The organism is Pseudonocardia sp. GCM10023141 (assembly GCF_042653605.1).
Genome location: NZ_JBHSIR010000039.1, coordinates 1 through 23,110 on the forward strand (window position 1 = coordinate 1; position 23,110 = coordinate 23,110).

The following is a 23,110-nucleotide window of genomic DNA, read 5'->3' on the forward strand; positions in this document are numbered from 1 at the left end:
TTCGCCACCGACTCACCGATCCGGACCTGGACCGACTACCCGGCCAAGGCTGCGTGACAAGCCACTAGTCGGCCGAGACCCGACCAAGCTGGCCGACGTCCAGAACACCATCGAGAACGGTGGGGGCACGGCCGCGCCGGTCGTCAGCGACCGCTCCAACCCCGCGAGCGTGCCGCCGCGGAGCTCATCACGCTGGATCGGCCGATCGCGGGGCTACTCAATAAGCTGGCGTCGCGACTTCTGTCCAGGCATCAGGCCATCCGTGGCCGTGAGCACCACCCCCGAAGTCGAGAGCCATCGATTGCTGGAGGATGGACGAATGATCGGTGACCGGTGGGGTGTGAGCAACAGTGACATCGCGCGATCCTACCCCTGCGACGACTTCGTCACATCCCCTGACCTGAAGGTGTGGCGGGGCGTGACTGTCCAAGCACCCGTCGGCGCGGTGTGGCCGTGGGTAGCGCAAGTGCGGCTTGCACCGTACTCGTATGACTGGATCGACAACCTGGGCCGCCGCTCACCTCGCGAGTTGGTCGGCCTTCCCGAGCCGCACGTAGGAGAGCGGTTCACCACCGCCGGCGGACGCAAGCTGGGCCGGATCGTCTCGGTCGACCCGGGGGAACAGCTGACCGGCACCATCATGGGCGCCGTCATGTCCTACGTTCTCGTAACTCAGGACGCCGACACGACGCGCCTGCTGCTCAAGGTCGTCATGCGCACCAACCGCTGGGTAGCCCTGGGGCTGTCCGTCGGCGATCTGATCATGGCTCGACGGCAGCTGCAGAATCTGAAGCGGCTCGCCGAGCGGCACCAGCACTGAGCTGCGCGGGTCGCGAACACCGCAGCCGGGCAGCGCTGCTCACGGCACCTGATTGACCCTGGTGCCCTCGATCCACGGCTTCGGTTCTGCCAGGAAGGGGCTGTCCCCGAGGCGTGCGATGTCGGCGTTGAGGGCCCTCAGGGCATCGCCCGAGGGGCGGGTCAACGCGCTCGCGATGAACCCGGAGAGTTCCATGTCGAGCCCGCGGCCGAGCTTGCGCCGGGTCCCGAAGTAGACGGATCGCTTGATCGCGGCAACCGCGGTGCGCTGCCTGCGAGACAGCCGGGCCGCCGTCGACCGACTCTCGGCGAGCAGGTTCGCCGGCGCGACCAGGCGGTGCACCAGGCCCAGCTCGAGGGCCTGGTGTGCATCGATCGGCGCGCCCTCGAGAATGTGCTCCAGCGCCCTGCCGGTACCGATCATGCCCGGCAGCCGCTGGGTGCCACCGCCACCCGGGATCTGACCTGCCAGGATCTCGATCTGGCCCATCAGCACGTGTGGCGCGTCAGCGGCGTAGCGCAGGTCGCAGGCCAGTGCGAGCTCCTGGCCGCCGCCGAGGGCAGGCCCGTTGATCGCGGCCAGATAGACCGCGCCCGAGCGGTTCATTCGCAAGATCGTTCGCTTCCACCGGTATCCCCAGACGAGCCCGCTGCCGACGGCCCCGAGCCGCTCGACCGCGCGTGCCAGCCCCAGGAATCGCAGGACGGCGTTCTGCATCCGCAGCCCGGGTTCGATCAGTCCCATGGGTACCACGGGGTGCGGCATCGCGGCGAACGCGCCGATCTCGGCCGGGTCGGCGTGGGTGAGGAAGCGCTCCTGGATACCCCCGGTGAGCACTACGGCGCCGATCGACGAGTCGCGGTCGACTGCCTTGGTCACCAGTTCGAGCTCGCGCAGGAACATCGCGTCCGCCATGTTGACTGGCGGGCTGGTGTAGGTCGCGGTGAGGACGCGATCGTGCTGCTCGAGCGTGATCGTCTTCAGGGGTAGATCGCGCGCAGCTTTCATCACAGCCTTCTCTCGGTCAACTGTTACAGCTCAGTCAGGTCGGTTCGTAGTGCACGTCGCGCACGTCGAGCACAGCGCCGCAGGTCGTGCAGCGCAGTTCTTGTTCGATCTCGCCGCCATCCGCGCCGTGGGTCAAGCGCAGCGGCGGCCGGTCGCTGAGCCATCGGTCACCCCACCGCATGATCGCCACGATGACCCCGTACAGGTCGCGGCCCTTGTCGGTGAGCCTGTACTCGAACCGCTCCGGACGTTCCTGGTATCGCCTGCGCTCGAAAATGCCGTGCTCGACCAACTGGCCGAGCCGGTCGGATAACAGGTTGCGGGCCACTCCAAGGTTGTCCAGGAAGGCCACGAACCGACGCACCCCGAAGAATGCCTCCCGCAGGATGAGGAACGTCCACCGATCGCCCGCCTGACTCAGGGCGGCCTCGACGGAGTCGAGTTTCGGACGGCAGTGGTTCGTCACCCGACGCACCCTACCGGATCGGTTTCGATTCTGAACCGACGATGTCATCGATATCAGAGCTGACCCGATACGTGAGAACGCCATGACGCCGACCAACCGGCCGGCACCCACCGTCGCTGAGCGCGCACCGGATCACCAGTGAACACCCAACCGTCTTGGAACGAGAACAGCCCGATCGCCAGGATCACGCACGAGTGACCCGAGGTGTGCAAGTGCTGTCCCTGCAACTGTCCGACGCTCGTGCATGCAGTTGGATTGGGTTCGCGACCCGCCCACGATCCGGGCGCTGATACCCCGGGCGGGGCAGCACCAAAACCGTAACAGAGTTACGACACACGACACTAAACGGCGTGGATCGGGCCCTCTCGCTGGGACAGTCGTGATCCGGCGCAGCCCCAGTGCAGCGCGATCATCTCGGCCGCGATCGAGACCGCCGTCTCCTCCGGGGTACGCGCGCCGATGTCGAGCCCGATCGGGCTCGACATCCGAGCCAGCTCCGCCTCGGTCATGCCGATCTCGCGCAACCGAGCCAGCCGGTCGTCGTGGGTGCGCCGGGATCCCATTGATCCGATGTAGGCCACCTCGGGAAGTCGGAGGGCGACCTCCAGGAGCGGCACGTCGAACTTGGGGTCGTGGGTCAGTACGCACAGCGAGGTGCGGGCATCGATCCGGCCGGCCGTGGCCTCTGCGGCCAAGTACCGGTGCGGCCATTCGACCACCACCTCGTTCGCTCCAGGGAACCGCGATGCAGTGGCGAAGACCGGTCGTGCGTCGCACACCGTGACGCAGTAGCCGAGGAAGCTACCGATCTTCGCGACGGCGGCGGCGAAGTCGATGGCTCCGAACACGATCATGCGGGGCGGCGGGGCGAAAGACTCGACGAACACGTCGAGCCCCTCGCCGCGCCGCTGCCCGTCGAGGCCGTAGTGCAAGCTGGCGTTGCGTCCGAGGTCAAGCATGCCGCGGGCGTCGTCGCGGATGGCGTTGTCGAGGCGCAGCGAGCCGGTGCCGCCGGCGGTGCGGTCCGGCCAGACGACCAGCCGTTTGCCGATGCGACCGCCAGGTCCGGACACCACGGTGGCGACGGCGACTGGTGACGCCGAACGGATCGACTCGGCCACGCTCCCCAGATGTTCGTAGGTTTCCGGATTGACCTTCTCCACGAAGATGTCGATGATGCCGCCGCAGGTGAGTCCGACGGCGAACGCGTCGTCGTCGGACACGCCGTAGCGCTGCAGCCTCGGCCGGCCGTCGCCGAGCACCTGCTCGCCCAACGCATACACGGCGCCCTCGACGCAGCCGCCGGAGACGCTGCCGACGGCTTCGCCACCCGGCCCGATCAGCATCGACGCGCCTGGCTGGCGTGGGGCAGAGCTGTAGGTGCCGACGACCGTGGCCAGTGCTGCGGTCTCTCCGTTCTTCCACCAACCAGCGAGTTGGTCCACCACGTCGCGCATATCGTGCCTCCACGTGCAGTCTTCGATGATTGTTTGCCAGCGTCCGGGCTGTCGCGCTCCGCGGGCACCTATCGTGCTGCGGGCGCTGCGAGAGCCGAGAGCAGATCGTCGAGTGAGGTCAGGCTGTGCGCACTCACCACCGCGTCGCAATAGGGCCATGCCGCGGCCATCCCGCCGACCCTCGGGGAGTAGTCGGGATGGCGGGTTCGGGGGTTCGCCCACACGATCCGGTGAGCCACTCGGCTCAACCGGGTCATCTCCCGGCCGAGCACCGCAGGGTCTCCGGTGTCCCATCCATCCGACAAGACCAGGATGACGGCACCCCGGGCCATCCCTCGGCGCCCGTAGGAGTCGTTGAAGTGCCGCAGCGACTCGCCGATCCGCGTGCCGCCCGACCAGTCCGGAGCAAGCGCAGCGGCTCGGTCGAAGGCAGCCGTCGGAGGCACCCGCGCCAAGGCCCTGGTCAGTCTGGTCAGCTGGGTCGCAAAGGTGAACACCTCGGCACGTCTGGCCCCGGCCGCGCAGTACAGCAGCTGGATCAGCGCTCTGGCGTAGGGCTCCATCGACGCCGAGATGTCGCACAGCACCACAAGTCTGCGGCGTACCCGGCGCGCGGTCCGGTGAGCCAGCCGAAGCGGATCACCCCCGGTGTCGCGCGCGGCGCGCAGCGTGGCCCGGAGGTCGACCCGCCCGCTGTGCACCGTTGGACGGGTGCGGCGGCTCCGTCGCAGCGGTGTTGCGATCCGCATCGCGCGCATGGCATCGGCCAGCTGGGCCAGCTCGGCCGCCGTCAGTTCGGCGAAATCCCGCCGTCCGAAGCGTTCCCTGGCAGATCCCAGCGTCGGCTGTGCGGACTCCCGCCCGGTGTCCGGCGTGCTGCCGCCGGTCTGTGTGGTGCGCGCCTGCTCGGCGAAGCCGGTCGAACCGGACACCGATCGGGATCCCGACCCGTTCGGCAGGGCCGATTCGGCCAAGGCTGGGCCGTGGAGGTCCTGGCCAGGGGGGCCGACCAGCCCTTCGAACACGGCGGCGAAGACGGCAGCGAGGATGGGCATCTGATCCGGCCCCGACACGAGCGTGGCGGTGGCACAGTGTCGCAGCCGCGTCGTCGTCGACGGGGCGACCTCCAGCACGGCCTGGGTGAAGCGCGCAGCCCGGTCCGGACCGACGGGGAGTCCCGCGTCGGCGCAGGCTGCGGCGAAACGGGCGACGAGCGCGGGCAGATCCGCCCGCCCGGGCTCAGCCATGGTGCAGGAGCGCGGATAGCCCGGCACTCCGGACGGACGCGAAGTCCTCGTCATACTTCAACACGGCCCCGAGGGTGCGCTCGGCCGCTCCGGCGTCGAGCTCGGCGAGCCCGAGCACACCCAACGCGGTGGTCCAGCTGATCGCCTCCGCGATCCCCGGCTGCTTCTGCAGGTCCAGCCCCCGCAGCCGTCCCACCGCCGCGGCCACCTGGCCGGCCAGCCAGGTGCTCGCCGCAGGAACCCGACGACGCACGATCGCCTCGACCCGTGCGGTGTCGGGATAGGAGATCCAGTGGTAGAGGCACCGTCGCTTCAGGGCGTCGTGCAGGTCGCGGGTGCGATTGGACGTCAGGACCACCACCGGCGGGACCGCCGCGCGGCGGGTGCCCAGCTCCGGGATGGTCACGGCGGCTTCGGCCAGCGTCTCGAAGAGGAACGCCTCGAACTCGTCGTCGGCGCGGTCGACCTCGTCCACGAGCAGGACGGCGGGCCCGGGACCGGGATGGGTCACAGCGGCCAGGAGCGGACGGGGGAGCAGGTAGTCGTCGGTGAACAGATCGGTCTCGGCGAGTGTCGTGCTCTGGGCCTCGGCAAGCCGGATGGCCAGCAATTGGCGCGGGTAGTTCCACTCGTAGATCGTCTCGGCCGCGGTGAGCCCCTCGTAGCACTGCACCCGCAGCAACGGCGAGCCCATCGCGGTGGCGAGCGCGGTGGCGGCGTGTGTCTTCCCAACGCCCGGCTCCCCCTCCAAGAGGAGCGGCTGGCGCATCCGCACTGCCAGGAACAATGCCGTGGCGAGCGCATCGTCGGCGAGGTAGCCGGTCTCGGCCAAAGCGTGCCGCAGCTGGTCGACGTCGTCGAAGGTGCGGGCGGCCGAGGGCATGGTCATGTGCGGAAGCGCTGCGGGTCGTCGAGGAACGCCTGACGGCAACCTGTCCCGCAGAAGTAGTGGACGCTGCCATCGGCGTGCTGGGCCGAGATGCTCGCCGAGGTCATCGCAACCTCCATTCCGCACACCGGGTCGACGGCGACCTCGAGCGTGTCCATCGGGGAGTGACTGTGCAGTTGGCCGGTGGCTCCGGATGCATCGGTCGCGGTTGCAGGGTCCGGCACCTCGAGCCGTGGCCGGTTCGCCACGATCTCGGCGAAGACGGTAAGCGCGATCTCCGGCGCGGTCCGTGCCCCGATGTCGAGACCGGCAGGGGCGTGGATACGGTCGACCTCCTCGGGTGGGACACCCAGAGCGGACAGCTCGTCGCGGACGCCTGCGGACCGGCGTCGGCTTGCCACCAGCGCGACGTAGTGCACGCCCGCCTTGAGCGCGGCTGCCAGCACGGTGGCCTCGTCGCGGCCGTGCGAGGCGACCACGACCGCCGAGGCGTCGGATCGGATGGGGGCGTTCGCATCGACCGTCGGGCGGACGTCCCAGTCCAGTGCGTGCCCCACGCGAGCCAGCGCTCGTGCGACCGGCGCCTCGCCGTGCACGTACACCAGCGCGGGCGGGATCATCGCTTCGAGGAAGATCTCCAGGGTGCCACCGGACAGGCAGGGGTTGCCGACCGTTCGCACACCTTCTTGAGCGGGTTCGTCGGGGTCGTCTGCGCGCGGTGTGATCCGCAACAGCCCCGACTCGCCTGCCTGGAGCAGCCGCAGGCTCTCCAGCCGCACTGTGGTCTCGGCGCAAGCCCCGCCGACGAAGCCGTCGATGGTGCCGTCCGGCAGTACGAGAGCGCAGTCGCCTGGCTTGGCGCTCGTCGGGCGCTCCGCCCGCACCACCGTGGCCAGTACGAACGGGGTGCGTCCGGCGCGGAGGCCATCGACCCGCGAGAGCATGTCTGCTCGTGTCATGTCCTCATCCAATAGCGAGATCGGTTCGGATGGGCCGGTCCTGGATGGCCGACCACACTTTGGGCCCGGGCGAGCGGCATGTCGACATGTCGAACGCCGATGGCGTCGAGTACCGCGTTCACGGCTGCAGCCGGTGATCCGGCGGTGGCCGACTCGCCGATCTCCATCCACATGGTGAGGCGCCGCAGTTCGGCGTGTCGCAGCCCCAGTGCGTGCCCGTCAACCCGAACGCGTGACGCCGCAGGCCTGCCCTCAGCAACCGTGGTTCTACCTCGGGGAGAGATTCCCCGTCTTTCACGGTGACGGCGATATCCATCTTGAATCGCCTCGCTGACCGCCGTCGTGGCGTCGACCGCTGCTGCCGTCCACGGGTCGAGATCGCGGCCGCCGGCGGCGCGGTGGTCGCGCACCATGCCGGACCGTCGCCCGGGCCCGACGGCAACGGAGCCTGATCGGCCCTGGTACCCGAAAGAGATCTGGGACAACATTGCTCTCCTGGGCTGCGCTGGCGGGGAGCGGCCATCGTGGTCCCCGTTCACGCCTGAAGCAAGGCGAGTTAAGTCTTTGCTTAGCCCGACTGGAAGTGCTCCCCGGTGGCGTGCAGCATGTCCCCCATTGGACACGGCAGCCCAGCCGATGTGAGCGCGAGCACCCGTTTCCGCGGTAGTGCACACGCTCACCCGATCGGGCTGGTGCAACGACGCGAATGAGGATGCATGCCGATTGAATCGAGCGGCCACAGTCAAGGCAACCCGCGCATGTTCGAGCTCATTGAGGACGCTCCCAAGACCGGCGGTACGAGTCCCACGATCTGGGCGTTCCCGCAGATGACCGAGTTCATGAAGATCGCTGGACAGCCGGTGGCCGGACCGTGGCCTCCGCACCAATTGCCTCGCCCGGATCCCGAGGACGAGTCGTTGCCGGTCGCCGTTGCCGACTCTGGTCCCGGTATTCGGCCGCGGCCGCGATCGACCAGCTGAGTTCGGCCGCTCCCCTTTGACAAGCACGCTCCCCCAGGGCAAGGAGGCCCGGATGTATCCTTCGAAGTTCCGCTACGAAGCGCCTCAAAGTCTCGACGAGCTCCACTCGTTACTGAGCCAGTATGGTGATGAGGGCAAAATCCTTGCCGGCGGGCAGAGCCTCGTTCCGATGATGAAGTTGCGCTTCGCGGCGCCGGAAGTCCTCATCGACATCAACGGCATCCCTGGCCTCGCCTATCACCGCGAAGACCCTGACGGCACCCTGCACGTCGGCGCGCTCTGTCGCCACGTCGCGCTGGAGCGATCGGCCCTGCTGAAGTCGAAGCAGCCGCTGATGGCCGCCGCGGCGCCGCTCATCGCGGACCCCATGGTCCGCAGCCGTGGCACGATGGTCGGCTCCGTCTGTCACTCCGACCCACAGGGCGACTGGGCCTCAGTGCTGCTGGCTCTCGGTGGGCACATGGTCGCGCTGGGCCCCAAGGGACGGCGTTCGATCCCCGCGGCGGACTTCAGCCTCGGGCCGTTCCAGAACGCGCTCGAACCGGACGAGGTCGCCGTGGAAGCCGTCGTCCCGGCGCCGGAAGGACAGCGTTTCGGCACTTATCTCAAGCTCGAGCGGCGGGTGGGTGACTTCGCCACTGCCGGTGTCGCGCTGGCCCTGGAGCTCAACGGCGGGCTCGTCGTCCGGGCCGGCATCGCGCTCACTGGGGTCGGTGCGAGCAACATCCTTGCCGCCGAGGCAGCGCAGACGCTGGTCGGCAGGCCGCTGACCGAAGACAGCATCGAGGAAGCCGCCCAGTTGGCATCGGCGGCCGCCCAGCCCAAGAGCGACCATCGCGGCAGCGTCGCCTTCAAGCGCCACGTCGTGGCGACTTTCGTCAGGCGCGGGCTCGCCCGCGGGGAAGCGGTGGCAGCATGAGTTACGGACGCTCGGTCGAGATCGTCGAGGTCGAGGCGGACGTACGCCGGATCACGGTCACGGTGAACGGTCAACGTCGGGTCGTCGAGGTGGAGCCGCGCCTGTTGCTCGCGCACCTGCTCCGCGAGGGTCTCGGACTGACCGGTACCCACTTCGGGTGTGACACCACCAACTGCGGCGCGTGCACCGTTCTGTTCGACGGCGACCCGATCAAGTCCTGCACCATGCTCGCGGTGCAGGCCGACGGGCACGAGGTGATGTCGGTGGAGGGGCTGGGGACACCCAGCGAGCTCGACCCCGTCCAGGAGGGCTTCCAGGCCGAGCACGGTCTGCAATGCGGGTTCTGCACACCTGGGATGATGATGGCCTCCAAGGCGCTGCTGAACCGCAACGCGAGCCCCAGCGAGGAAGACGTCCGTTGGGCGCTGTCGGGCAACCTCTGCCGGTGCACCGGTTACCAGAACATCGTCAAGGCGGTCCTGTGGGCGGCCGACAAGCAGCGCGCAGCCGATCCGGCCGCCGCCGGTGACGACAGCTCGGCTTCTGAGGAGTACGCGTCATGACGCAGACAGTCCCTTCGGTCGAGCCCTCGCGCGCACTCGACGAGATCAAGATCGGCGGTCTCGGCTCGAGCCGGCTGCGCGTCGAGGACAACCGGTTCATCCGTGGTCGTGGCAACTACACCGACGACGTGAAGCTCCCCGGCATGCTGTACATGGAGATCCTGCGCAGCCCGCTGGCGCATGCGCGGATCACCAAGATCGACACGAGCCGGGCGTGGGACATCCCCGGTGTGCGGCTCGTGCTCACCGGCGAGATGATGGCGCAGCGCAACCTCGCATGGATGCCGACGCTGTCCTACGACACCCAGGCCGTGCTCGCCACCGACAAGGTGCGGTTCCAGGGCCAGGAGGTGTGCGTCGTCGTCGCCGACGACCCCTACATCGCCAAGGACGGCTGTGAGGCCATCGACGTCGAGTACGAGCCGCTGCCGCCGATCGTCAACCCCGAACAGTCGAAGGCACCCGGCGCACCGATCATCCGGGACGACAAGCAGGGACAGGTCGACAACACCTGCTACCGCTGGGAGGTCGGGGACCGGGAGGCCACCGAGCGGGCCTTCGCGAAGGCCGACGTCGTCTCCAAGCTGAAGCTGCACTACCCGCGCAGCCACCCGTCCCCGATCGAGTGCTGTGGTTCGGTCGCGGACTTCGATCCGGCCACGAAGAAGCTCACGGTCTACATGACCAGCCAGGCCCCGCACATCGTCCGAGCCGCGGTGGCGCTGATCGCCGAGCTGCCCGAGCACATGATCCGGATCGTCTCGCCCGATGTCGGTGGTGGCTTCGGCAACAAGGTGCCGGTCTACCCCGGGTACGTGCACTCGATCCTGGCGTCGATCCTGCTGGGCAAGCCGGTCAAGTGGACAGAGGACAAGACCGGCAACCTGATCTCCACGGGGTTCGGCCGTGACATGTACCTCGACGCGGAGATGGCGCTGCGCTCGGACGGGAAGATCCTCGCCGTCCGGATGCACGCCGACACCGACCAGGGTGCGTTCTTCGCCGATGCGCAGCCGAGCAAGTTCAAGATCGGCCTGATGCACTCGACGTTCGCCTGCTACGACATCGACACCGGCTACATCACGGCGCAGGGCCATTACACGAACAAGGCACCCGGCGGCGTCGCCTACCGCTGTTCGTTCCGGGTCACCGAGGCGATGTTCTTCCAGGAACGGATGGTGCAGGCCGCCGCGGATGACCTGGGCATGGACCAGGCCGAGTTCCGCCGGATCAACCTGCTCAAAGACGATGCCTTCCCGGCCCGCACCCCGTTCGGTTTCCTCGTCGACTCCGGGCAGTACGGCAAGTGCCTGCAGGTCGGCCTCGACGCCATCGGCTACGACGAGTTCCGGCGCGAGCAGGCGGCGGCGCGGGCGAAGGGGCGGCTGCTGGGCATCGGGATCTCGACAATGACCGAGCCGCTGGGCGCGGGCAACAGCCGCGAGTACGACATCCTCGGCATCAAGATGTTCGACTCCGCCGAGCTGCGGGTGCACATGACCGGCAAGGCGATCCTCCGTACCGGCGCGAAGACCCAGGGCCAGGGCCACGAGACCACATGGGCCCAGATCGTCAGCCACGAGCTCGGCATCCCGGCCGCCGACGTCGTCGTCGAGGAGGGCGACACCGACACCGCACCGTTCGGGATGGGCACCTACGCCTCGCGCAGCACGCCGGTCGCCGGCGCGGCCGTCTCCATGGTGTCGCGCAAGATCCGCGCGAAGGCCCGCAAAATCGCGGCACACCTGCTCGAGGTGTCCGAGGAGGACATCGAGTGGGAGCTCGGCCGGTTCTTCGTCCGGGGCGCACCCGATCGCGGCGCCACGATCCAGGAGTGCGCGATGGCGGCGTACTCCAACATGCCCGACGGCATGGAGCCGGGCCTCGAGGGCAACGCGTACTACGACCCGCCGAACCTGACCTGGCCGTTCGCCTGCTACATCGTGACGGTCGAGGTGGACCCGGAGACCGGTGTCTGGGACGTGCTGCGCGTGGTGGCGGTGGACGACTGCGGGGTGCGGATCAACCCGATGATCGTCGAGGGGCAGATCATGGGCGGGCTCACCGAGGCGTACGCGATGTCGAACATGCAGTTCCAGACCTATGACGCCGAAGGCAACATCGTCGGCTCGAACTACATGGACTACCTCATCCCCACCGCGTGGGAGACTCCGGGCTTCGAGCTGCACGAGGTGGTCACGCCGTGCCCGCACCACCCGATCGGCGCCAAGGGCGTCGGAGAGTGCGCCGCGGTCGGCGGGCCTGCCGCGTTCGTCAACGCGGTGCTCGACGCGATCTCCCACACGGGGGTCCGCAACATCGACATGCCGGTACTGCCCGACCGGGTGTGGGACGCCATCCGCACCCGCCAGGACGTGTCCGGCGCGCCGCCGGTCCGCAACGCCTGAGCGAGGAGGGTGAGCAATGCTGATCAACAATGAGCTCGTGGTGGGCGCGCCGCTGGACAAGGTGTGGACCTACCTGCTCGACGTGCCCAACCTCGCGCCGTGCCTGCCCGGCGCCGAGCTGGTCGGCGACGACGGCAATGGCACCTACGACGGCAAGGTCGTGGCGCGGCTCGGTCCGGTGAAGCTCAGCTTCAGCGGCCAGGTCAAGATCATCGAGACCGACGAAGCCAACCACCGGATGGTGATGCACGCCGCCGGCGCCGAGGACAAGGGCAAGGGCACAGCGGACATGATGATGACCGTCGTGCTGGTACCGGCGGGCAGCGCCGGCACGACGATGAAGGTCGGCCAGGACCTCACCATCTCCGGTGCGGCCGCCCAGTTCGGCCGCGGCATGATCGCCGACGTCACCGGTGTGCTCATGCAGACCTTCGCGGAGTGCCTGCAGTACAACATCACCAACCAGGGCGTCGGCGGCACGATGACCGCGGTCCGCGCGGCCAAGCCCGCCAGCGGCTTCGCCATCGGTGTGCGCGCCGCCCGGATGGCGCTGCTGCGCGTGTTCGCCCGGTTCTTCCTGCCCTACGACCGCAACCGATGACGCCTGCGGCGACGAAGGAGACGACATGACGCTCTGGTGGATCGGCAACGCCGTGCTGGTGGTGGTGCTCATCGTGGTGATCGCGCTGCTCAGCCGGCTGCTCGCGGCCGTCGAACGCATCCGCGGGGCTGCCGACGACATCCTCACCCACGGTGTCGAGCTGCTCGGCGAGGTGGACGACACCCCCGCGCTGCTCGCCACGACCGACGCGACCGTTGCCCAGGTCGCGGTCGGCGCGACCCGCTACGCGGGCAGCGTCGCCAAGCTGCTCCCTGCGAAGTAGGAGGACGACAATGCCTGTCGTTGCTTGGATCACACTCGTGATCGCCGCCCTGATCATCGCGGTCGTGGCGGTCGGCCTGTTGCGGGTCATCCTGCACCTGCGCCACGTCCACACCACCCTTGCCGCGCTGCTGGGCGGGGTGGACGCCATTGCCGACAACACCAGCACCGTCCCCGCCGTGGTCGGGTCGGTCAACCTCAACCTTGCCCCGGTGCGGGCCTGGTGCGAGACGGTCTGAGGAGCCCACGACGATGATTCCCTTTGGTTGGACCCTCGGCCTGGTGATCGGCCTGGTGATCGTGGTGGTGGTGGTCGCACTGGTCACCCCGATCCTGGTGCTCGCCTACAAGATCGGCACCCAGGCCCAGCAGCTCGACAAGTCGCTCGGCCGGTCCCGCGTCAACACCGCGGGGCTCGCCGGGCTCAACACGACCATCGACCACGCCACCGAGATCATCGGTGGCCTGCAGCGCGGCCGCGCGCGGCTGGGAGGCTGACGATGCCCCTCTCCTCCGGAGAGATCACCTACTGGACGGTGATCCTGGTGCTCGGCGCCGTCGTGATCGTCGCAGTGGTGGTGCTGCTGAGCCTGCTCGTGGCCTTCGTCAAGCGCATCAACAGCGCCGTCGACGGGATCGCCGGCACCCTGGTCGGGATCACCGAGAACACGAAGGACACGGCGCTGATCACCACGACCGGCGCCGGCCTGGAGCTGGTACTGGCCGAAGGTCTGCAGCACCACCTGTTCCTCGGGCGGGTCGTCGACACCATCCCCACCCCCGCCGGGAAGGCCTGACCATGTCCGAGTCAACCCTGTTGGTCATCACCGTCGTCGAGATCCTGGTGCTGATCGCCGGTCTCGCGTTCTTCCTCATCTGGCTCGGTTCGCTGCTCGGCAAGATCGCCACCACGTTGGAGGCCGGTGACGGGTTGGTCAGCCAGATCGCCGCCGACGGCAAGGCGATCCGGCCGGGGCTGGAGCACATCAACCGCACGGGTCGGACCGTTGCCGGGGCGTTGCCGCTGCTGTACGGCTTCGCCGAGGAGATCATCCGGAAGGCCACTCCCAACCCCGACCGGCCGGAGGTCGCCGTCCCGGCCTCCGGGCGGCGGCGGTCACGCATCCACGAGACCGTGGGTTACGCACCTTCTCGGCACTGACGGGGCACTACCGAACGCGCAGGCTCGGCCGCCCGAAGAAGGCTCTCCTCCTTCGGGCGGTTCTGCGTCGTCGGGTGGCCCGCGTCACCGCGACCCCGGGGCCGCACCAGGACTCCCGGGCAGCACCTGACCAGCGGTGGCCGCACCGGTCGAGATGTACCAGCCGCCGCGGATCGCCGACACCGCTGCCCAACCGTCCTGGTATCCAGGAATGTCGAGGTGCTGCTCCCACGGCTTGATGTCGAGCACCGGCGTCCCGTGGCACGTGTCGACGCCCTGGAAATCGAGTCCCGCGGCGTCCACCGCGACGATGCGCACGACGCTCAGCCCGATCGGGTTGGCCCGGGCCGGGTGCCGGGTGGCGAAGGTGCCGACCCGCCGGCCGGTCCCGACCAGCATGAACGGCTCCACCCGCCCGTCCGGAGGCGGGGGATCGGCGCGATCGAGCCAGACGAGCAGCCAGGCGAAGTCGAATCCGTCGAGCCCGTCGAGGGCGGTGGCGTGCGTGGGAAACACCTCGACCCGCCCCGCTGCCGCCGTGTTGCGGGTCGACTGGATCGGGGTCTGTGCCGGTTCCCGGTAACGGCTGCGCACGTAGCCGATCGGTCGGAACGACGCCGGCACGGAGCGCAACCGATCGTGCTCGCCGGCATCGAGGTCCGGCAGCTCGTCAGGCGTCATCGTCGGCGTCTCCTCCTCCGCCGGTCAGGTGTCTGGCTGCGGGGGCAGCGGCGCCGTGTTCGGTGCGCCGGAGTATGCGCCGATCCATTCCGCCCGCCAGGTGTGGTCGTAGCGGGTCTCGTTGCAGTGGGGGTGGTAGACCGCCCCCAGTTCCTGCACGATCTGCTCCCGGTGCGCCCGGGTCCCGCCCGGCACCTCGAGGAACGCGACATGGAGGTTCCACTTCGATCCCGCCCGCTGGATCCAGCACGGCGAGCGCCGGTGCTTGAACGGGAAGCCGGCCGCAGCGAGGTCGTCGGCATGCCCGACGTAGGTGACGGCGTAGTGCTCGCGCCTGGTCTCCGGCTCGGGCTTGTAGAGGATCGCGTAGACGCCGGGCCGGGCGGGCGGCGTCCAACCGCCCAGCACTCGTGGCCCGGAGAACACGTAGCCCGCGAGTGAACCGAGGCGGATCACACCGACTCGTCCATGGCGTCCTCGAGCTCGCTGACCGCCTCGGTGTGGACGATCGGGTACACCGGCAGCCCGGCCTTCCGCACGGCCGACTCGAACTCGGCGAGACCGCGCTCGATGGCCTCCTCGCGGTTGTCGGCCGCCACGACGATCTGCGCGCCGTAGCGGACGCTGCCGCCGCCCGTCGCGATCCCGGAGCTGGGTGCCACCGCGTCGGCGAGCTCGACCACCTCCTCGAGCGTCACCACCGCATCGGTTTCCGGGTCGCCTTCCGCGACCAAGCCGACACTCCATCGCATCATCGTTCGAACTCCTGTCCGCGTGGTTGCGTGTGTTCCGGGCCCGTCCCGCGAGCGTCGCGGGGCGCCCCCCTCGTCGAAGCCGGCGCCGCATCGATCATGCGAGCCCGGGAAGCAGCTGCGCGAACTCGGCAAGGCTCTCGAGATCGTGTCCCGAGAGGAGCACGTCGATGAACGGTTCGGCCACCATCATGCCCAGGGACTGTGGCCGGTACGACGGATCATTGCCCTTGTGCGGGTTCAGCCAGACGATGGTGTGCGACAGCCGCGAGAGCCGTTCCATGGCCAGCGCCAGGGTGTCGGGCTTGCCGCGGTCGTAGCCGTCCGAGCAGATCACCACCACACCCCCGCGGGCGATGCCCCGCCGACCCCACGTACGGGCGAATTCGTCGAGGCAGCTGCCGATGCGCGTGCCGCCCTCCCAGTCCACCACGAGCCGCGCGGCGTCGGCGAGCGCAGCGTCCGGGCTGCGCTTCTGCAGCGGCACCGTGATCCGGGTCAGCCGGGTCCCGAAGCAGAACACCTCGACCTTCTGTGATGCACGGCGAGCGGTGTGCGCGAACTGCAGCAGTGCGCGGGAGTAGTCGGCCATGGAGCCGGACACGTCGAGTACCAGTACCAGGGGCCGCAGCTTCACCCGGCGCCGTTGCCAGTGCAACGCCACCGGCTCCCCGTGCAGACGCAGTGATTCCCGCACGGTCCTGCGCAGGTCGGGGCGGTGGCCGCGGCGCGAGGGCCGGGTGCGACGGGTACGCCGCTTCGGTGGCGTCAAGCGGAACTGGCGCATGATCCGGCGCAGCGCCGCCAGCTCGTCGGGGGTGCAGGCCACGAAGGACTTGTTCCGCACTGACGCGACGCTCGAGGCCATCAGCCCCATGAACGTCTCTTCCTCGTCCTGCTCGCCTGCGGGATCGGGTGGATCGGTTGCGGGCACGTCGAGGACGGCCTCGGTCTGGGCGCTCGACTTCAGGTGCAGGGTCAGCAGTTCCTGCACCGGTTGGTGTTCACCCAGGAAGAACGCCCGGAAGACCTCGTCGTAGGTCGGAATGTCGTCGCGGCGTTTGACGAGCGCCGTCCGTCCGCCCCAGTAGAGGTCCATGAGGTCGGTGGGGTCCAGGGTCACCATCGCCGCGCAGTAGGTCTCGATGTCGCCCGAACCGGCGGTCACACCGGCGGCCCGAACCGCACGGCCGAAGGCGACCAGCAGCGGCACCAGCTCATCGCGCATCACGTCACGGACGTGATCTCGTCGATGTTCTCCTTCGCGAGCTCGATGTCCTCGCGCTCCTTGAGCACCGAACCGAGGGTGAACTCGGCCGACTCGGCGGTCAGCGTGGTCTCCCCGAGGAACTCCAGCGTTCGGGCCCAGTCGATCGTCTCCGCCACCCCCGGCGGCTTGGCCAGATCCATCTCGCGCAACCGGTGCACCGCTTGGACCACCTTGCTGGCTAGCTCGACGCTCACACCGGGCTGGCGGACGGTGACGATCTCGATCTCCTGCTCCAGCGACGGGTAGTCGATCCAGTGGTACATGCAGCGACGCTTGAGCGCGTCGTGGAGCTCCCGGGTACGGTTCGACGTCAGTATCACGATCGGAGGTTTCTCCGCGACGATCGTTCCCACCTCGGGGATGCTGATCTGGAAGTCCGACAGCATCTCCAGCAGGAACGCCTCGAACTCGTCGTCGGCCCTGTCGATCTCGTCGATCAGCAGGACGGCGCGATCGCCTGCGCGCAGGGCCTGCAGCAGCGGACGCTCCAGCAGGAACCGGGGGCCGAACAGTCGATCGACGGCCGATTCGTCGGCGAGCCCGCGCTCGGACAGGGCCCGGATGTGCAGCAGCTGGCGCGCGTAGTCCCATTCGTAGAGCGCCTGGTTGGTGTCGATACCCTCGTAGCACTGCAATCGGATCAGGTCGCGGCCCAGCACGCCGGCCAGCACCTTGGCGATCTCGGTCTTTCCGACGCCCGGCTCGCCCTCGAGCAGCAGCGGCCGGTGGAGCGACATCGCCACGTGAGCAGCGGTGGCCAGCCCGCGATCGGCCAAGTAGTCACCTCGGCGGAGCGCCATGGTCAGGTCGCCGACATTGGCGGGTGAACTCACCGCGACGTTCTCCTCGATGTTGGTGTGGTCGCACTCACCCAGAACTGTACCCGGATCCGGGCGCGGAACTCGGATCTGCGGATCGCGGGGGCGGAAGCGACCTGGCCCGGTGCCCGTTACGGCGACCGGGTCACTCGCGGTTCAGAGCTCGACAGCGCCGCCCTCGTTCTAGGCGTCGCCGTTCACCAGGTCAAACACGCTGCCGGCTCCGTTGTGGAGCTTGCCGTCCTGGGCCAGCCGCTCGCGCCAGGCAGCGCGCAGTTCCTCGCCGACCGGAACCGCCGTCGTGTCCGCATCGCCCGACCCGTCACCGCCCAGACCGCCGAATCCGATGTTCTTCATGTTCTTGCAGACCTTGGCCTTCGGGCTCGCCTGCTCGATGTCGGCGCGCGTCTGCCGCTTGGCGGTCCAAATCGCGCGGAGAACCTCCAGCGAATCGTCGGTCCCGACGGTGTCATTGGATCGCTCGGTCATCAGGAACCCGCCTTTCCGGTGGGGGCAACCCACCGCTGTCTGATCCACGATCATCGTCCATGCAGGCGCCAACGGCAACGCTGAATAACCATTTGCTTAGTTTGTCGGTCCGCGGGGGCACGCCGACCTGATCGCGGGACAAGGAGAACGATCACGGCGTGCCGAACCCGACCGCCCCCAGCGTCTTCTTGCCGATGTCGCTGTTGACCAGCGTGATGAACGCGTTGGCGAGGTCGGCCTGCTTCGCGTCCTTCACGACCGCGATCGGGTAGTTCGTCTTGGCCTGGGCCGACTCGGCGAAGTCGACGCCCTGCACGGTGCCCTTCGCCGACGCGACGTCGGTGACGTAGACGAGCCCGGCATCGGCGTCACCGGAGGCGACCTTCGAGAGCACCGACTTGACGTCGCTCTCCTGGCTGACCGGCTTGAGCGTGACGCCGGTGGCCTTCTCGACCTTCTGCTCGGCAGCGCCGCACGGCACGGCCGGGGCGCAGACGACGACCTTGAGGTCGGGTTTCGCGAGGTCGGCGAAGGTGGCGATCCCCTTCGGGTTGCCTTTCACCGTGGCGATCTGCAGCACGTTCGTCGCGAAGACCTTGGGCGCGGCTGCGGTCATGCTCGCGTCGGTGACGGTCTTCATCGTGGCGTCGCTCGCGGCGGCGAACAGGTCGGCGGGCGCGCCGTTGACGATCTGCTGTGCGAGGTCGGACGAGCCGGCGAAGCTGAACGTGACCGTGACACCGGGGTTGTCGGTCTGGAACCGGTTGCCCAGCTCGGTGAAGGTGTCCTTGAGCGATGCGGCGGCGAACACCGTCAGCGTGCGCGCGGCGGGGCCGGGGCGGCACCGCCGGGCGACGCGGCCGGGGTTTCGCCGCCGCATCCGGCGAGCAGCAGCGCCGCACCAGCGGCGACCACGGCGAGGGCACGGATCTTCATGAGTTCGCTCCAGGTGTTTCCACGACGACAGGTGCGTCCCGCGATCAGGTCGTCAAGGCTGTGACCAGCGCTTCGGCGAGTGGTACCGAGGACGCCGGGTTCTGACCGGTGATGAGGGTACGGTCCACGATCACCTTCGGCTCCCAGGGTGCGCCACCGCTGAACACGCCGCCGTCCGCGGTGAGCCGGTCCTGGAGGAGCCAGGGTGCGCGGTCGGCGAAGCCGACCTGCGTCTCCTCGGCGTTGGTGAAGCCGGTGAGTTGGTAGCCGTCGAACGCCCAGGAGCCGTCTGCGGCGCGTGCGGCGAGCAGCCCAGCCGCGCCGTGGCAGACGGCCGCGACGAAGGCGCCGGCGGCCAGGAACTGGTTGAGCTGTGCGCCGAAGGATGCCGACACCGCCAGGTCCTCCATGGGCCCGTGCCCGCCGGGGATGAACACCAGCTGGTAGTCGGCGGGGTCGAGTTCCTCGAGGGCGACGACGCGGTCGAGCTCGGCGGAGATCGTGTCGATGTAGGCCCGCAACTCCTGTCCGGCCGCTGCGGATCCGCCGTTCATCTCGGGGGTGAAACCGGCTTCGTCTGGCGTGGGGCGGACGGCTCCGGGTGTGGCGATCGTGACGTCGAAGCCGGCGGCGCTGAAGATCTGGTGGGGTGCCACGAGCTCTTCCGGCCAGTAGCCACAGGGATGCTTGGTCCCGTCGGCGAGTGTCCAGTGGTCAGAGCCGGTGACTGCGAGTAGCACGGAGGTCATGCGGCAACGCTAGGACCGTCGGCGGTCGCCCCGCCATCGTCTCGCAGCTTCGCGACGATTGTCCGCAGGAACCCGCAAGTGCGGCGCGACGGCCGGCGGACGGGTGCGGTGTGCGACCCGTGGCCGGCCATCGCGTGAACATCACTGTTCGTGCCCGGTCGCGGATGGCCACCGGCGCAGGCCGGACGGCGGCGATCCGGCCGAGGGGTCCATGGACGCCGCGGCAGTCGAGCACTGACGTGATCGGAACATCCTTAGCGATCGCTTAATGTGTTCGTCCTGCAACGTCGGCAAGCAGGTACATTCCGCGCCTGTTGCAGTAGTCCCGTTGTGACTACTGTGCCTGACCGGCGTCGACGATGACCAGGGATGGGTGCGATGAGTGGTGGAGCCGGCACGGCATCGGTAGCTCACGGTTCGTTGCGCCACCGCATCCGCACGGTGTCGACATCGGTGGTGACGGTGTCGGTGGTGACGGCGCTGACCCTGCTCGCCGCCGCCTGCGCGGGCCCCGCTGGTGCGCCGCAGGCGTCGACGGCGCCGAGCGGTGCGGCCGGCAGGACCACCTACCCCCTGACGATCACTCAGCCGGACGGGACGTCGGCCGTCATCGCAGCGCCGCCGACCCGGGTGATCGTGATCGACAATCCGCAGCTGTCCATGGACAACCTGCTTGCCATCGGGGTCAATCCGATCGGTGGGCTGGTCTATCCGCCCGGCACCCCGGGTTTCGATGCGCGCGGTATCCCCACCGAGCTCAGCGGCCAGATCACCGATTTCACCGTGGTGGGCACCGCGCCGGTGACGCCGGATCTGGAAAAGATCGCGTCCCTGCAGCCGGACCTGATCGTCGGGGTGAACGGCAAATCGACGAAGAACCTCGAGCAGCTCAAGGCGATCGCGCCGGTGGTCTCGCTCGGCTTCACCTACCAGGACGACGCCAGCATCAGTGGTGCCGCCTGGGTGCCGACGGTCCGGTTGCTCGGTCAGATCTTCGATCGGCAACAGCAGGCTGACGCCTTCGTCGCGAAGTTCGAGGCTGCGGCCGAGCCGGTCCGCGCGGACATCGCCGGCAAGACAGTGAACTACCTGAGCCCGACCCCCGCCGGTGACAGCTTCTACGTGATCACCGGGCGGTTCCGGCCGGCCGGCCAGTTCCTGGCCTACCTCGGACTCCGGCTGCTGCCGCAGGAGTTCCCGAGCTTCGGGAAGCTGCTCGACGGCACGGACGGGCAGGACGCCAACTTCAGCGTGGAGCGGGCGGTGGACGTCCTGTCCGCGCAGTACCTCGTGATCTCCGGGCTCGTCGGATCCACGCGCGAGTCGCTGGACGCCTTCCTGAGCAACCCCGTCGTGGCGCAGGTACCCGCGGTCAAGGCCGGCCGAGTGATCAGGACGACGGGGTTGGGTGGCATCGGCGACGGCTACCTCACCGCCGGAGCGGTCGGTCAGCTGGATGCGCTCGAAGGCATTCGCAAGGCGTTCACCACGACCGGTACGGCGCCGGGCAACTGAGCGATCGGAGGATCGAATGAAGCCAGTGGCCGGCCGGTCCGGCGTGGAGCCGACGGGCGAGCTGCCGAACGAGGTGGCCGTCGGCGAGCGAGGCGACGCCGACCGCTTCGACAGGGAGGGGCACGCGGTCGGTAGACAGATGTTTCCGCCGGACGTGGTTCGGGCGCTGCGGGCTCCGTTGGTCGAGGCCTTGGTGGCCGACGGCCAGGTCCAGGTGGTCGACGAGCTGCCCGACTGCTTCCGCTGGATCGGGGACCCGGAGACCTTCGACCGCGACCGCTACCGCAGCGTCGTCGGCCGGAGCACCGACGAGCTACTGGTGCGGTCGGGAACCGCGGCGGCCGCGATCGAGAAGGTCTGGGGGCGACGCCCGGTCATGTGGGATCGGGCCGTGCTCTTCGCGATGCCGCCCGGAGACCCCACCCGGGTGCACCGCGACGGTTGGCAGATGATGGGTGTCGGTGGGCCGCAGGAGCACCTCAACGTCTGGTTCCCGGTGACGAGGCTCGGTCTCGGCGACGGCGTGCTGGCGGTTGCGGCCGGATCGCACGGCGTTGCCGACCAGGAGGCCGCGATCGCCATGCCGCACCCGGTTCATCTCGACGTCGAGGCCAACACGTCGAACCGACCCCTGCCGGACCGCCTCGCGCCGCTGTGGCGCGCCGCTCCCCTCGACGTCGGCGATGCCGTGCTGTTCCGTCCCGACATCGTGCATTCCACGACCCTGAACGACGGTCCCTTCCTCCGCCTCGCCGTCGGGCTCGGCGCGCAGGACGCGGCCGTGCCGCTGGCCCGTCCGGCGGGGCTGTCCTCGGACGTCACCCGCGACCTCGCCGAGGTCGAGTGGCTCGTACTGGCGTTGCTGTCGGTCCAGCCGACCTCACCGTGGCTGGCGCGGTATGCCTTCTACCCGCGCGGGGTCATCGGGCGGCTCGGCATCGAGTACCCCGACGAGCTCGTCGAGCGGACCTTCAGCACGCTCGGGTTGCGCGGGCTCATCGAGCCGCACACGACCTACAGCGATGATCAGTCGTCGATCCACCGCTACTTCCAGGCGACGCCGTCCGGCCGCTGCGCCGCTTCCCGTCGGATGGCGACACGCGAGTCCACGACAGCCGCAGACCGCCGTCTGTTCGCGGTGCAGGCCGTACTCGCCGACTGGCTCCGGGTCGACTCGGCCGAGCTGTTCAACGAGTCACGGCCGGGGCTCGGCCCCGAGCGAAACGCCTCGTGAGCGCGGCGCGCGCGGCGGACTCGGGGCCGGACCGAGCGACGATCTCCCGGCTGGACGCGGATGCGCTGTCGGTCGCCTACGGGGACACCGAGGTCGTGCACCACCTGTCGTTGCGGGTGCCCGATGCGCAGGTCACCGCGATCGTGGGGGCCAACGCCTCCGGCAAGTCGACCCTGCTGCGAGCACTGGCGAGGTTGTTGCGCCCCACGTCCGGTGTGGTGCTGCTCGACGGCGCCGACATCCACCGGGTGCCGACCCGGCAGGTCGCCACGAAGGTCGGGATCCTGCCGCAGTCCCCCCAGGCGCCGGACGGCCTGACCGTGGAGGATCTGGTGGCCCGTGGTCGCTACGCGCACCAGGGTTGGCTGCGCCAGTGGTCGAAGGCCGACGAGGCGGCAGTGGAGGCCGCGCTCGCGGCGACCCGGATGGAGGAGCTGGCGGTCCGCACGGTCGACAGCCTGTCGGGTGGGCAGCGTCAGCGGGCGTGGATCGCGATGGTGCTGGCCCAGCAGAGCGAGATCCTCCTTCTCGACGAGCCCACGACCTACCTCGACATGGCCCACCAGACCGAGGTGCTCGACCTGCTCGCGGACCTCAACGAGCAGACCGGACGCACCGTGGTGCTGGTGCTGCACGACCTCAACCAGGCCTGCCGCTACGCCCATCACCTCCTCGCGCTGCGCGAAGGGGTCATCGTGGCGGAGGGGCCACCGGGACAGATCGTGGACGAGGCGATGGTCAAGGAGGTCTTCGGCCTCGACTGCCTGATCATCCCCGATCCGGTCACCGGCACGCCGTTGTGCGTGCCCGCCTCCCGCCGGAGCCGGCCCGCCGTCACCGAAGGGCTCTCGGCCGAGGGTCCCCGCCGGCCGCGCGCGGGGGAGCAGCCTTCGCCATGACCATCG

Annotated in this window: 29 protein-coding genes; 14 read left to right on the top strand and 15 right to left on the bottom strand. The window is 69.0% G+C overall.

Annotation, left to right across the window (positions count from 1 at the left end):
* Positions 1 to 268: 268 nt before the first annotated feature.
* Entirely contained in the window at positions 269 to 820 is a 552-nt protein-coding gene (locus ACFPFQ_RS23810; RefSeq protein ID WP_379622455.1) for a polyketide cyclase, read from the top strand.
* Positions 821 to 859: 39 nt separating this feature from the next.
* Here ACFPFQ_RS23810 and ACFPFQ_RS23815 read toward each other — a convergent pair whose 3' ends face one another.
* The 6 genes from ACFPFQ_RS23815 to ACFPFQ_RS23840 form a co-directional block, all read right to left on the bottom strand.
* Positions 860 to 1,828, bottom strand: coding sequence for an enoyl-CoA hydratase/isomerase family protein (locus ACFPFQ_RS23815; RefSeq protein ID WP_379622457.1), 969 nt, complete (start codon positions 1,826 to 1,828; stop codon positions 860 to 862).
* Between the two features lie 34 nt (positions 1,829 to 1,862).
* A complete protein-coding gene (locus ACFPFQ_RS23820; protein WP_379622459.1) occupies positions 1,863 to 2,294 on the bottom strand; it encodes a winged helix-turn-helix transcriptional regulator in 432 nt (143 codons plus the stop codon).
* Positions 2,295 to 2,635: 341 nt separating this feature from the next.
* Entirely contained in the window at positions 2,636 to 3,751 is a 1,116-nt protein-coding gene (locus tag ACFPFQ_RS23825; protein ID WP_379622461.1) for an XdhC family protein, read from the bottom strand.
* 68 nt (positions 3,752 to 3,819) lie between these two features.
* The gene (locus ACFPFQ_RS23830; RefSeq protein WP_379622463.1) at positions 3,820 to 4,998 is read right to left on the bottom strand and encodes a vWA domain-containing protein; all 1,179 of its coding nucleotides are present in this window, start codon (positions 4,996 to 4,998) and stop codon (positions 3,820 to 3,822) included.
* Positions 4,991 to 5,881, bottom strand: a complete 891-nt coding sequence (locus tag ACFPFQ_RS23835) for an AAA family ATPase (protein ID WP_379622526.1) — start codon at positions 5,879 to 5,881, stop codon at positions 4,991 to 4,993. The genes ACFPFQ_RS23830 and ACFPFQ_RS23835 overlap by 8 nt, the downstream gene beginning before the upstream one ends.
* 2 nt (positions 5,882 to 5,883) lie before the next feature.
* Positions 5,884 to 6,846, bottom strand: a complete 963-nt coding sequence (locus ACFPFQ_RS23840) for an XdhC family protein (RefSeq protein ID WP_379622465.1) — start codon at positions 6,844 to 6,846, stop codon at positions 5,884 to 5,886.
* A gap of 716 nt (positions 6,847 to 7,562) precedes the next feature.
* On the opposite strand from ACFPFQ_RS23840, the gene ACFPFQ_RS23845 reads away from it, so the two are divergent.
* Genes ACFPFQ_RS23845 through ACFPFQ_RS23890 form a run of 10 tightly spaced genes read left to right on the top strand, consistent with a single transcriptional unit; the run spans position 7,563 to position 13,761 of the window.
* A complete protein-coding gene (locus ACFPFQ_RS23845) occupies positions 7,563 to 7,826 on the top strand; it encodes a hypothetical protein (protein WP_379622467.1) in 264 nt (87 codons plus the stop codon).
* Positions 7,827 to 7,878: 52 nt separating this feature from the next.
* Positions 7,879 to 8,745, top strand: a complete 867-nt coding sequence (locus ACFPFQ_RS23850) for an FAD binding domain-containing protein (RefSeq protein ID WP_379622469.1) — start codon at positions 7,879 to 7,881, stop codon at positions 8,743 to 8,745.
* Positions 8,742 to 9,308, top strand: coding sequence for a (2Fe-2S)-binding protein (locus ACFPFQ_RS23855; protein ID WP_379622471.1), 567 nt, complete (start codon positions 8,742 to 8,744; stop codon positions 9,306 to 9,308). The genes ACFPFQ_RS23850 and ACFPFQ_RS23855 overlap by 4 nt, the downstream gene beginning before the upstream one ends.
* Positions 9,305 to 11,716: an aerobic carbon-monoxide dehydrogenase large subunit gene (locus ACFPFQ_RS23860; protein ID WP_379622473.1), complete on the top strand. Its 2,412-nt coding sequence runs from the start codon at positions 9,305 to 9,307 to the stop codon at positions 11,714 to 11,716. Before ACFPFQ_RS23855 ends, ACFPFQ_RS23860 begins: the two co-directional genes overlap by 4 nt.
* 16 nt (positions 11,717 to 11,732) lie before the next feature.
* Entirely contained in the window at positions 11,733 to 12,317 is a 585-nt protein-coding gene (locus ACFPFQ_RS23865; protein ID WP_379622475.1) for an SRPBCC family protein, read from the top strand.
* A gap of 25 nt (positions 12,318 to 12,342) precedes the next feature.
* Positions 12,343 to 12,600: a hypothetical protein gene (locus ACFPFQ_RS23870; protein ID WP_379622476.1), complete on the top strand. Its 258-nt coding sequence runs from the start codon at positions 12,343 to 12,345 to the stop codon at positions 12,598 to 12,600.
* Between the two features lie 10 nt (positions 12,601 to 12,610).
* Positions 12,611 to 12,838, top strand: a complete 228-nt coding sequence (locus ACFPFQ_RS23875) for a hypothetical protein (RefSeq protein ID WP_379622478.1) — start codon at positions 12,611 to 12,613, stop codon at positions 12,836 to 12,838.
* Positions 12,839 to 12,851: 13 nt separating this feature from the next.
* On the top strand, positions 12,852 to 13,097 hold the full coding sequence (locus tag ACFPFQ_RS23880; RefSeq protein WP_379622480.1) for a hypothetical protein: 246 nt from the start codon (positions 12,852 to 12,854) through the stop codon (positions 13,095 to 13,097).
* Between the two features lie 2 nt (positions 13,098 to 13,099).
* Complete coding sequence (locus ACFPFQ_RS23885) at positions 13,100 to 13,396, top strand: hypothetical protein (protein WP_379622482.1); 297 nt, start codon at positions 13,100 to 13,102, stop codon at positions 13,394 to 13,396.
* Positions 13,397 to 13,398: 2 nt separating this feature from the next.
* Positions 13,399 to 13,761, top strand: a complete 363-nt coding sequence (locus tag ACFPFQ_RS23890) for a hypothetical protein (protein WP_379622484.1) — start codon at positions 13,399 to 13,401, stop codon at positions 13,759 to 13,761.
* A gap of 84 nt (positions 13,762 to 13,845) precedes the next feature.
* On the opposite strand, the gene tsaA is transcribed toward ACFPFQ_RS23890, so the two are convergent.
* The 9 genes from tsaA to ACFPFQ_RS23935 all read right to left on the bottom strand — a co-directional run bounded on the left by tsaA (position 13,846) and on the right by ACFPFQ_RS23935 (position 19,456).
* Positions 13,846 to 14,442 carry a tRNA (N6-threonylcarbamoyladenosine(37)-N6)-methyltransferase TrmO gene (gene tsaA, locus ACFPFQ_RS23895; protein ID WP_379622486.1) on the bottom strand — a complete coding sequence of 199 codons (597 nt, stop codon included), beginning with the start codon at positions 14,440 to 14,442 and terminating at the stop codon, positions 13,846 to 13,848.
* A gap of 24 nt (positions 14,443 to 14,466) precedes the next feature.
* On the bottom strand, positions 14,467 to 14,898 hold the full coding sequence (locus ACFPFQ_RS23900; RefSeq protein WP_379622488.1) for a hypothetical protein: 432 nt from the start codon (positions 14,896 to 14,898) through the stop codon (positions 14,467 to 14,469).
* The gene (locus ACFPFQ_RS23905) at positions 14,895 to 15,197 is read right to left on the bottom strand and encodes a hypothetical protein (RefSeq protein ID WP_379622490.1); all 303 of its coding nucleotides are present in this window, start codon (positions 15,195 to 15,197) and stop codon (positions 14,895 to 14,897) included. The genes ACFPFQ_RS23900 and ACFPFQ_RS23905 overlap by 4 nt, the downstream gene beginning before the upstream one ends.
* A 94-nt stretch (positions 15,198 to 15,291) precedes the next feature.
* A complete protein-coding gene (locus ACFPFQ_RS23910; protein WP_379622528.1) occupies positions 15,292 to 16,422 on the bottom strand; it encodes a vWA domain-containing protein in 1,131 nt (376 codons plus the stop codon).
* Positions 16,422 to 17,297 (bottom strand): AAA family ATPase, encoded by an 876-nt coding sequence (locus ACFPFQ_RS23915; protein WP_379622492.1) that lies wholly within the window; start codon positions 17,295 to 17,297, stop codon positions 16,422 to 16,424. The genes ACFPFQ_RS23910 and ACFPFQ_RS23915 overlap by 1 nt, the downstream gene beginning before the upstream one ends.
* Positions 17,298 to 17,465: 168 nt before the next feature.
* Positions 17,466 to 17,771: a hypothetical protein gene (locus ACFPFQ_RS23920; protein ID WP_379622494.1), complete on the bottom strand. Its 306-nt coding sequence runs from the start codon at positions 17,769 to 17,771 to the stop codon at positions 17,466 to 17,468.
* 151 nt (positions 17,772 to 17,922) lie between these two features.
* Positions 17,923 to 18,582 carry a molybdate ABC transporter substrate-binding protein gene (modA, locus tag ACFPFQ_RS23925; RefSeq protein WP_379622496.1) on the bottom strand — a complete coding sequence of 220 codons (660 nt, stop codon included), beginning with the start codon at positions 18,580 to 18,582 and terminating at the stop codon, positions 17,923 to 17,925.
* Between the two features lie 2 nt (positions 18,583 to 18,584).
* Positions 18,585 to 18,707 (bottom strand): hypothetical protein, encoded by a 123-nt coding sequence (locus tag ACFPFQ_RS23930; protein WP_379622498.1) that lies wholly within the window; start codon positions 18,705 to 18,707, stop codon positions 18,585 to 18,587.
* 44 nt (positions 18,708 to 18,751) lie between these two features.
* Entirely contained in the window at positions 18,752 to 19,456 is a 705-nt protein-coding gene (locus ACFPFQ_RS23935; protein ID WP_379622500.1) for a type 1 glutamine amidotransferase domain-containing protein, read from the bottom strand.
* 378 nt (positions 19,457 to 19,834) lie between these two features.
* Here ACFPFQ_RS23935 and ACFPFQ_RS23940 point away from each other — a divergent pair, with 378 nt between their 5' ends.
* Genes ACFPFQ_RS23940 through ACFPFQ_RS23950 form a run of 3 tightly spaced genes read left to right on the top strand, consistent with a single transcriptional unit; the run spans position 19,835 to position 23,104 of the window.
* Positions 19,835 to 20,971: an ABC transporter substrate-binding protein gene (locus tag ACFPFQ_RS23940; RefSeq protein ID WP_379622502.1), complete on the top strand. Its 1,137-nt coding sequence runs from the start codon at positions 19,835 to 19,837 to the stop codon at positions 20,969 to 20,971.
* Positions 20,972 to 20,987: 16 nt separating this feature from the next.
* Positions 20,988 to 22,205 carry a phytanoyl-CoA dioxygenase family protein gene (locus ACFPFQ_RS23945; RefSeq protein ID WP_379622504.1) on the top strand — a complete coding sequence of 406 codons (1,218 nt, stop codon included), beginning with the start codon at positions 20,988 to 20,990 and terminating at the stop codon, positions 22,203 to 22,205.
* Positions 22,202 to 23,104 carry an ABC transporter ATP-binding protein gene (locus ACFPFQ_RS23950; protein ID WP_379622506.1) on the top strand — a complete coding sequence of 301 codons (903 nt, stop codon included), beginning with the start codon at positions 22,202 to 22,204 and terminating at the stop codon, positions 23,102 to 23,104. Before ACFPFQ_RS23945 ends, ACFPFQ_RS23950 begins: the two co-directional genes overlap by 4 nt.
* Positions 23,105 to 23,110 lie beyond the last annotated feature (6 nt).

What these genes read in the sequence shown, in the direction of transcription:
- ACFPFQ_RS23845 (WP_379622467.1), top strand. Translation starts at nt 7,563, where the DNA reads ATGCCGATTGAATCGAGCGGCCACAGTCAAGGCAACCCGCGCATGTTC.
- ACFPFQ_RS23920 (WP_379622494.1), bottom strand. Translation starts at nt 17,771, where the DNA reads ATGACCGAGCGATCCAATGACACCGTCGGGACCGACGATTCGCTGGAG.
- ACFPFQ_RS23890 (WP_379622484.1), top strand. Translation starts at nt 13,399, where the DNA reads ATGTCCGAGTCAACCCTGTTGGTCATCACCGTCGTCGAGATCCTGGTG.
- ACFPFQ_RS23930 (WP_379622498.1), bottom strand. Translation starts at nt 18,707, where the DNA reads ATGAAGATCCGTGCCCTCGCCGTGGTCGCCGCTGGTGCGGCGCTGCTG.
- ACFPFQ_RS23815 (WP_379622457.1), bottom strand. Translation starts at nt 1,828, where the DNA reads ATGAAAGCTGCGCGCGATCTACCCCTGAAGACGATCACGCTCGAGCAG.
- ACFPFQ_RS23830 (WP_379622463.1), bottom strand. Translation starts at nt 4,998, where the DNA reads ATGGCTGAGCCCGGGCGGGCGGATCTGCCCGCGCTCGTCGCCCGTTTC.
- tsaA (WP_379622486.1), bottom strand. Translation starts at nt 14,442, where the DNA reads ATGACGCCTGACGAGCTGCCGGACCTCGATGCCGGCGAGCACGATCGG.
- ACFPFQ_RS23935 (WP_379622500.1), bottom strand. Translation starts at nt 19,456, where the DNA reads ATGACCTCCGTGCTACTCGCAGTCACCGGCTCTGACCACTGGACACTC.
- ACFPFQ_RS23905 (WP_379622490.1), bottom strand. Translation starts at nt 15,197, where the DNA reads ATGATGCGATGGAGTGTCGGCTTGGTCGCGGAAGGCGACCCGGAAACC.
- ACFPFQ_RS23865 (WP_379622475.1), top strand. Translation starts at nt 11,733, where the DNA reads ATGCTGATCAACAATGAGCTCGTGGTGGGCGCGCCGCTGGACAAGGTG.
- ACFPFQ_RS23840 (WP_379622465.1), bottom strand. Translation starts at nt 6,846, where the DNA reads ATGACACGAGCAGACATGCTCTCGCGGGTCGATGGCCTCCGCGCCGGA.
- ACFPFQ_RS23850 (WP_379622469.1), top strand. Translation starts at nt 7,879, where the DNA reads ATGTATCCTTCGAAGTTCCGCTACGAAGCGCCTCAAAGTCTCGACGAG.
- ACFPFQ_RS23875 (WP_379622478.1), top strand. Translation starts at nt 12,611, where the DNA reads ATGCCTGTCGTTGCTTGGATCACACTCGTGATCGCCGCCCTGATCATC.
- ACFPFQ_RS23940 (WP_379622502.1), top strand. Translation starts at nt 19,835, where the DNA reads ATGAGTGGTGGAGCCGGCACGGCATCGGTAGCTCACGGTTCGTTGCGC.
- ACFPFQ_RS23885 (WP_379622482.1), top strand. Translation starts at nt 13,100, where the DNA reads ATGCCCCTCTCCTCCGGAGAGATCACCTACTGGACGGTGATCCTGGTG.
- ACFPFQ_RS23860 (WP_379622473.1), top strand. Translation starts at nt 9,305, where the DNA reads ATGACGCAGACAGTCCCTTCGGTCGAGCCCTCGCGCGCACTCGACGAG.
- ACFPFQ_RS23870 (WP_379622476.1), top strand. Translation starts at nt 12,343, where the DNA reads ATGACGCTCTGGTGGATCGGCAACGCCGTGCTGGTGGTGGTGCTCATC.
- ACFPFQ_RS23945 (WP_379622504.1), top strand. Translation starts at nt 20,988, where the DNA reads ATGAAGCCAGTGGCCGGCCGGTCCGGCGTGGAGCCGACGGGCGAGCTG.
- ACFPFQ_RS23880 (WP_379622480.1), top strand. Translation starts at nt 12,852, where the DNA reads ATGATTCCCTTTGGTTGGACCCTCGGCCTGGTGATCGGCCTGGTGATC.
- ACFPFQ_RS23825 (WP_379622461.1), bottom strand. Translation starts at nt 3,751, where the DNA reads ATGCGCGACGTGGTGGACCAACTCGCTGGTTGGTGGAAGAACGGAGAG.
- ACFPFQ_RS23855 (WP_379622471.1), top strand. Translation starts at nt 8,742, where the DNA reads ATGAGTTACGGACGCTCGGTCGAGATCGTCGAGGTCGAGGCGGACGTA.
- ACFPFQ_RS23835 (WP_379622526.1), bottom strand. Translation starts at nt 5,881, where the DNA reads ATGCCCTCGGCCGCCCGCACCTTCGACGACGTCGACCAGCTGCGGCAC.
- ACFPFQ_RS23910 (WP_379622528.1), bottom strand. Translation starts at nt 16,422, where the DNA reads ATGCGCGATGAGCTGGTGCCGCTGCTGGTCGCCTTCGGCCGTGCGGTT.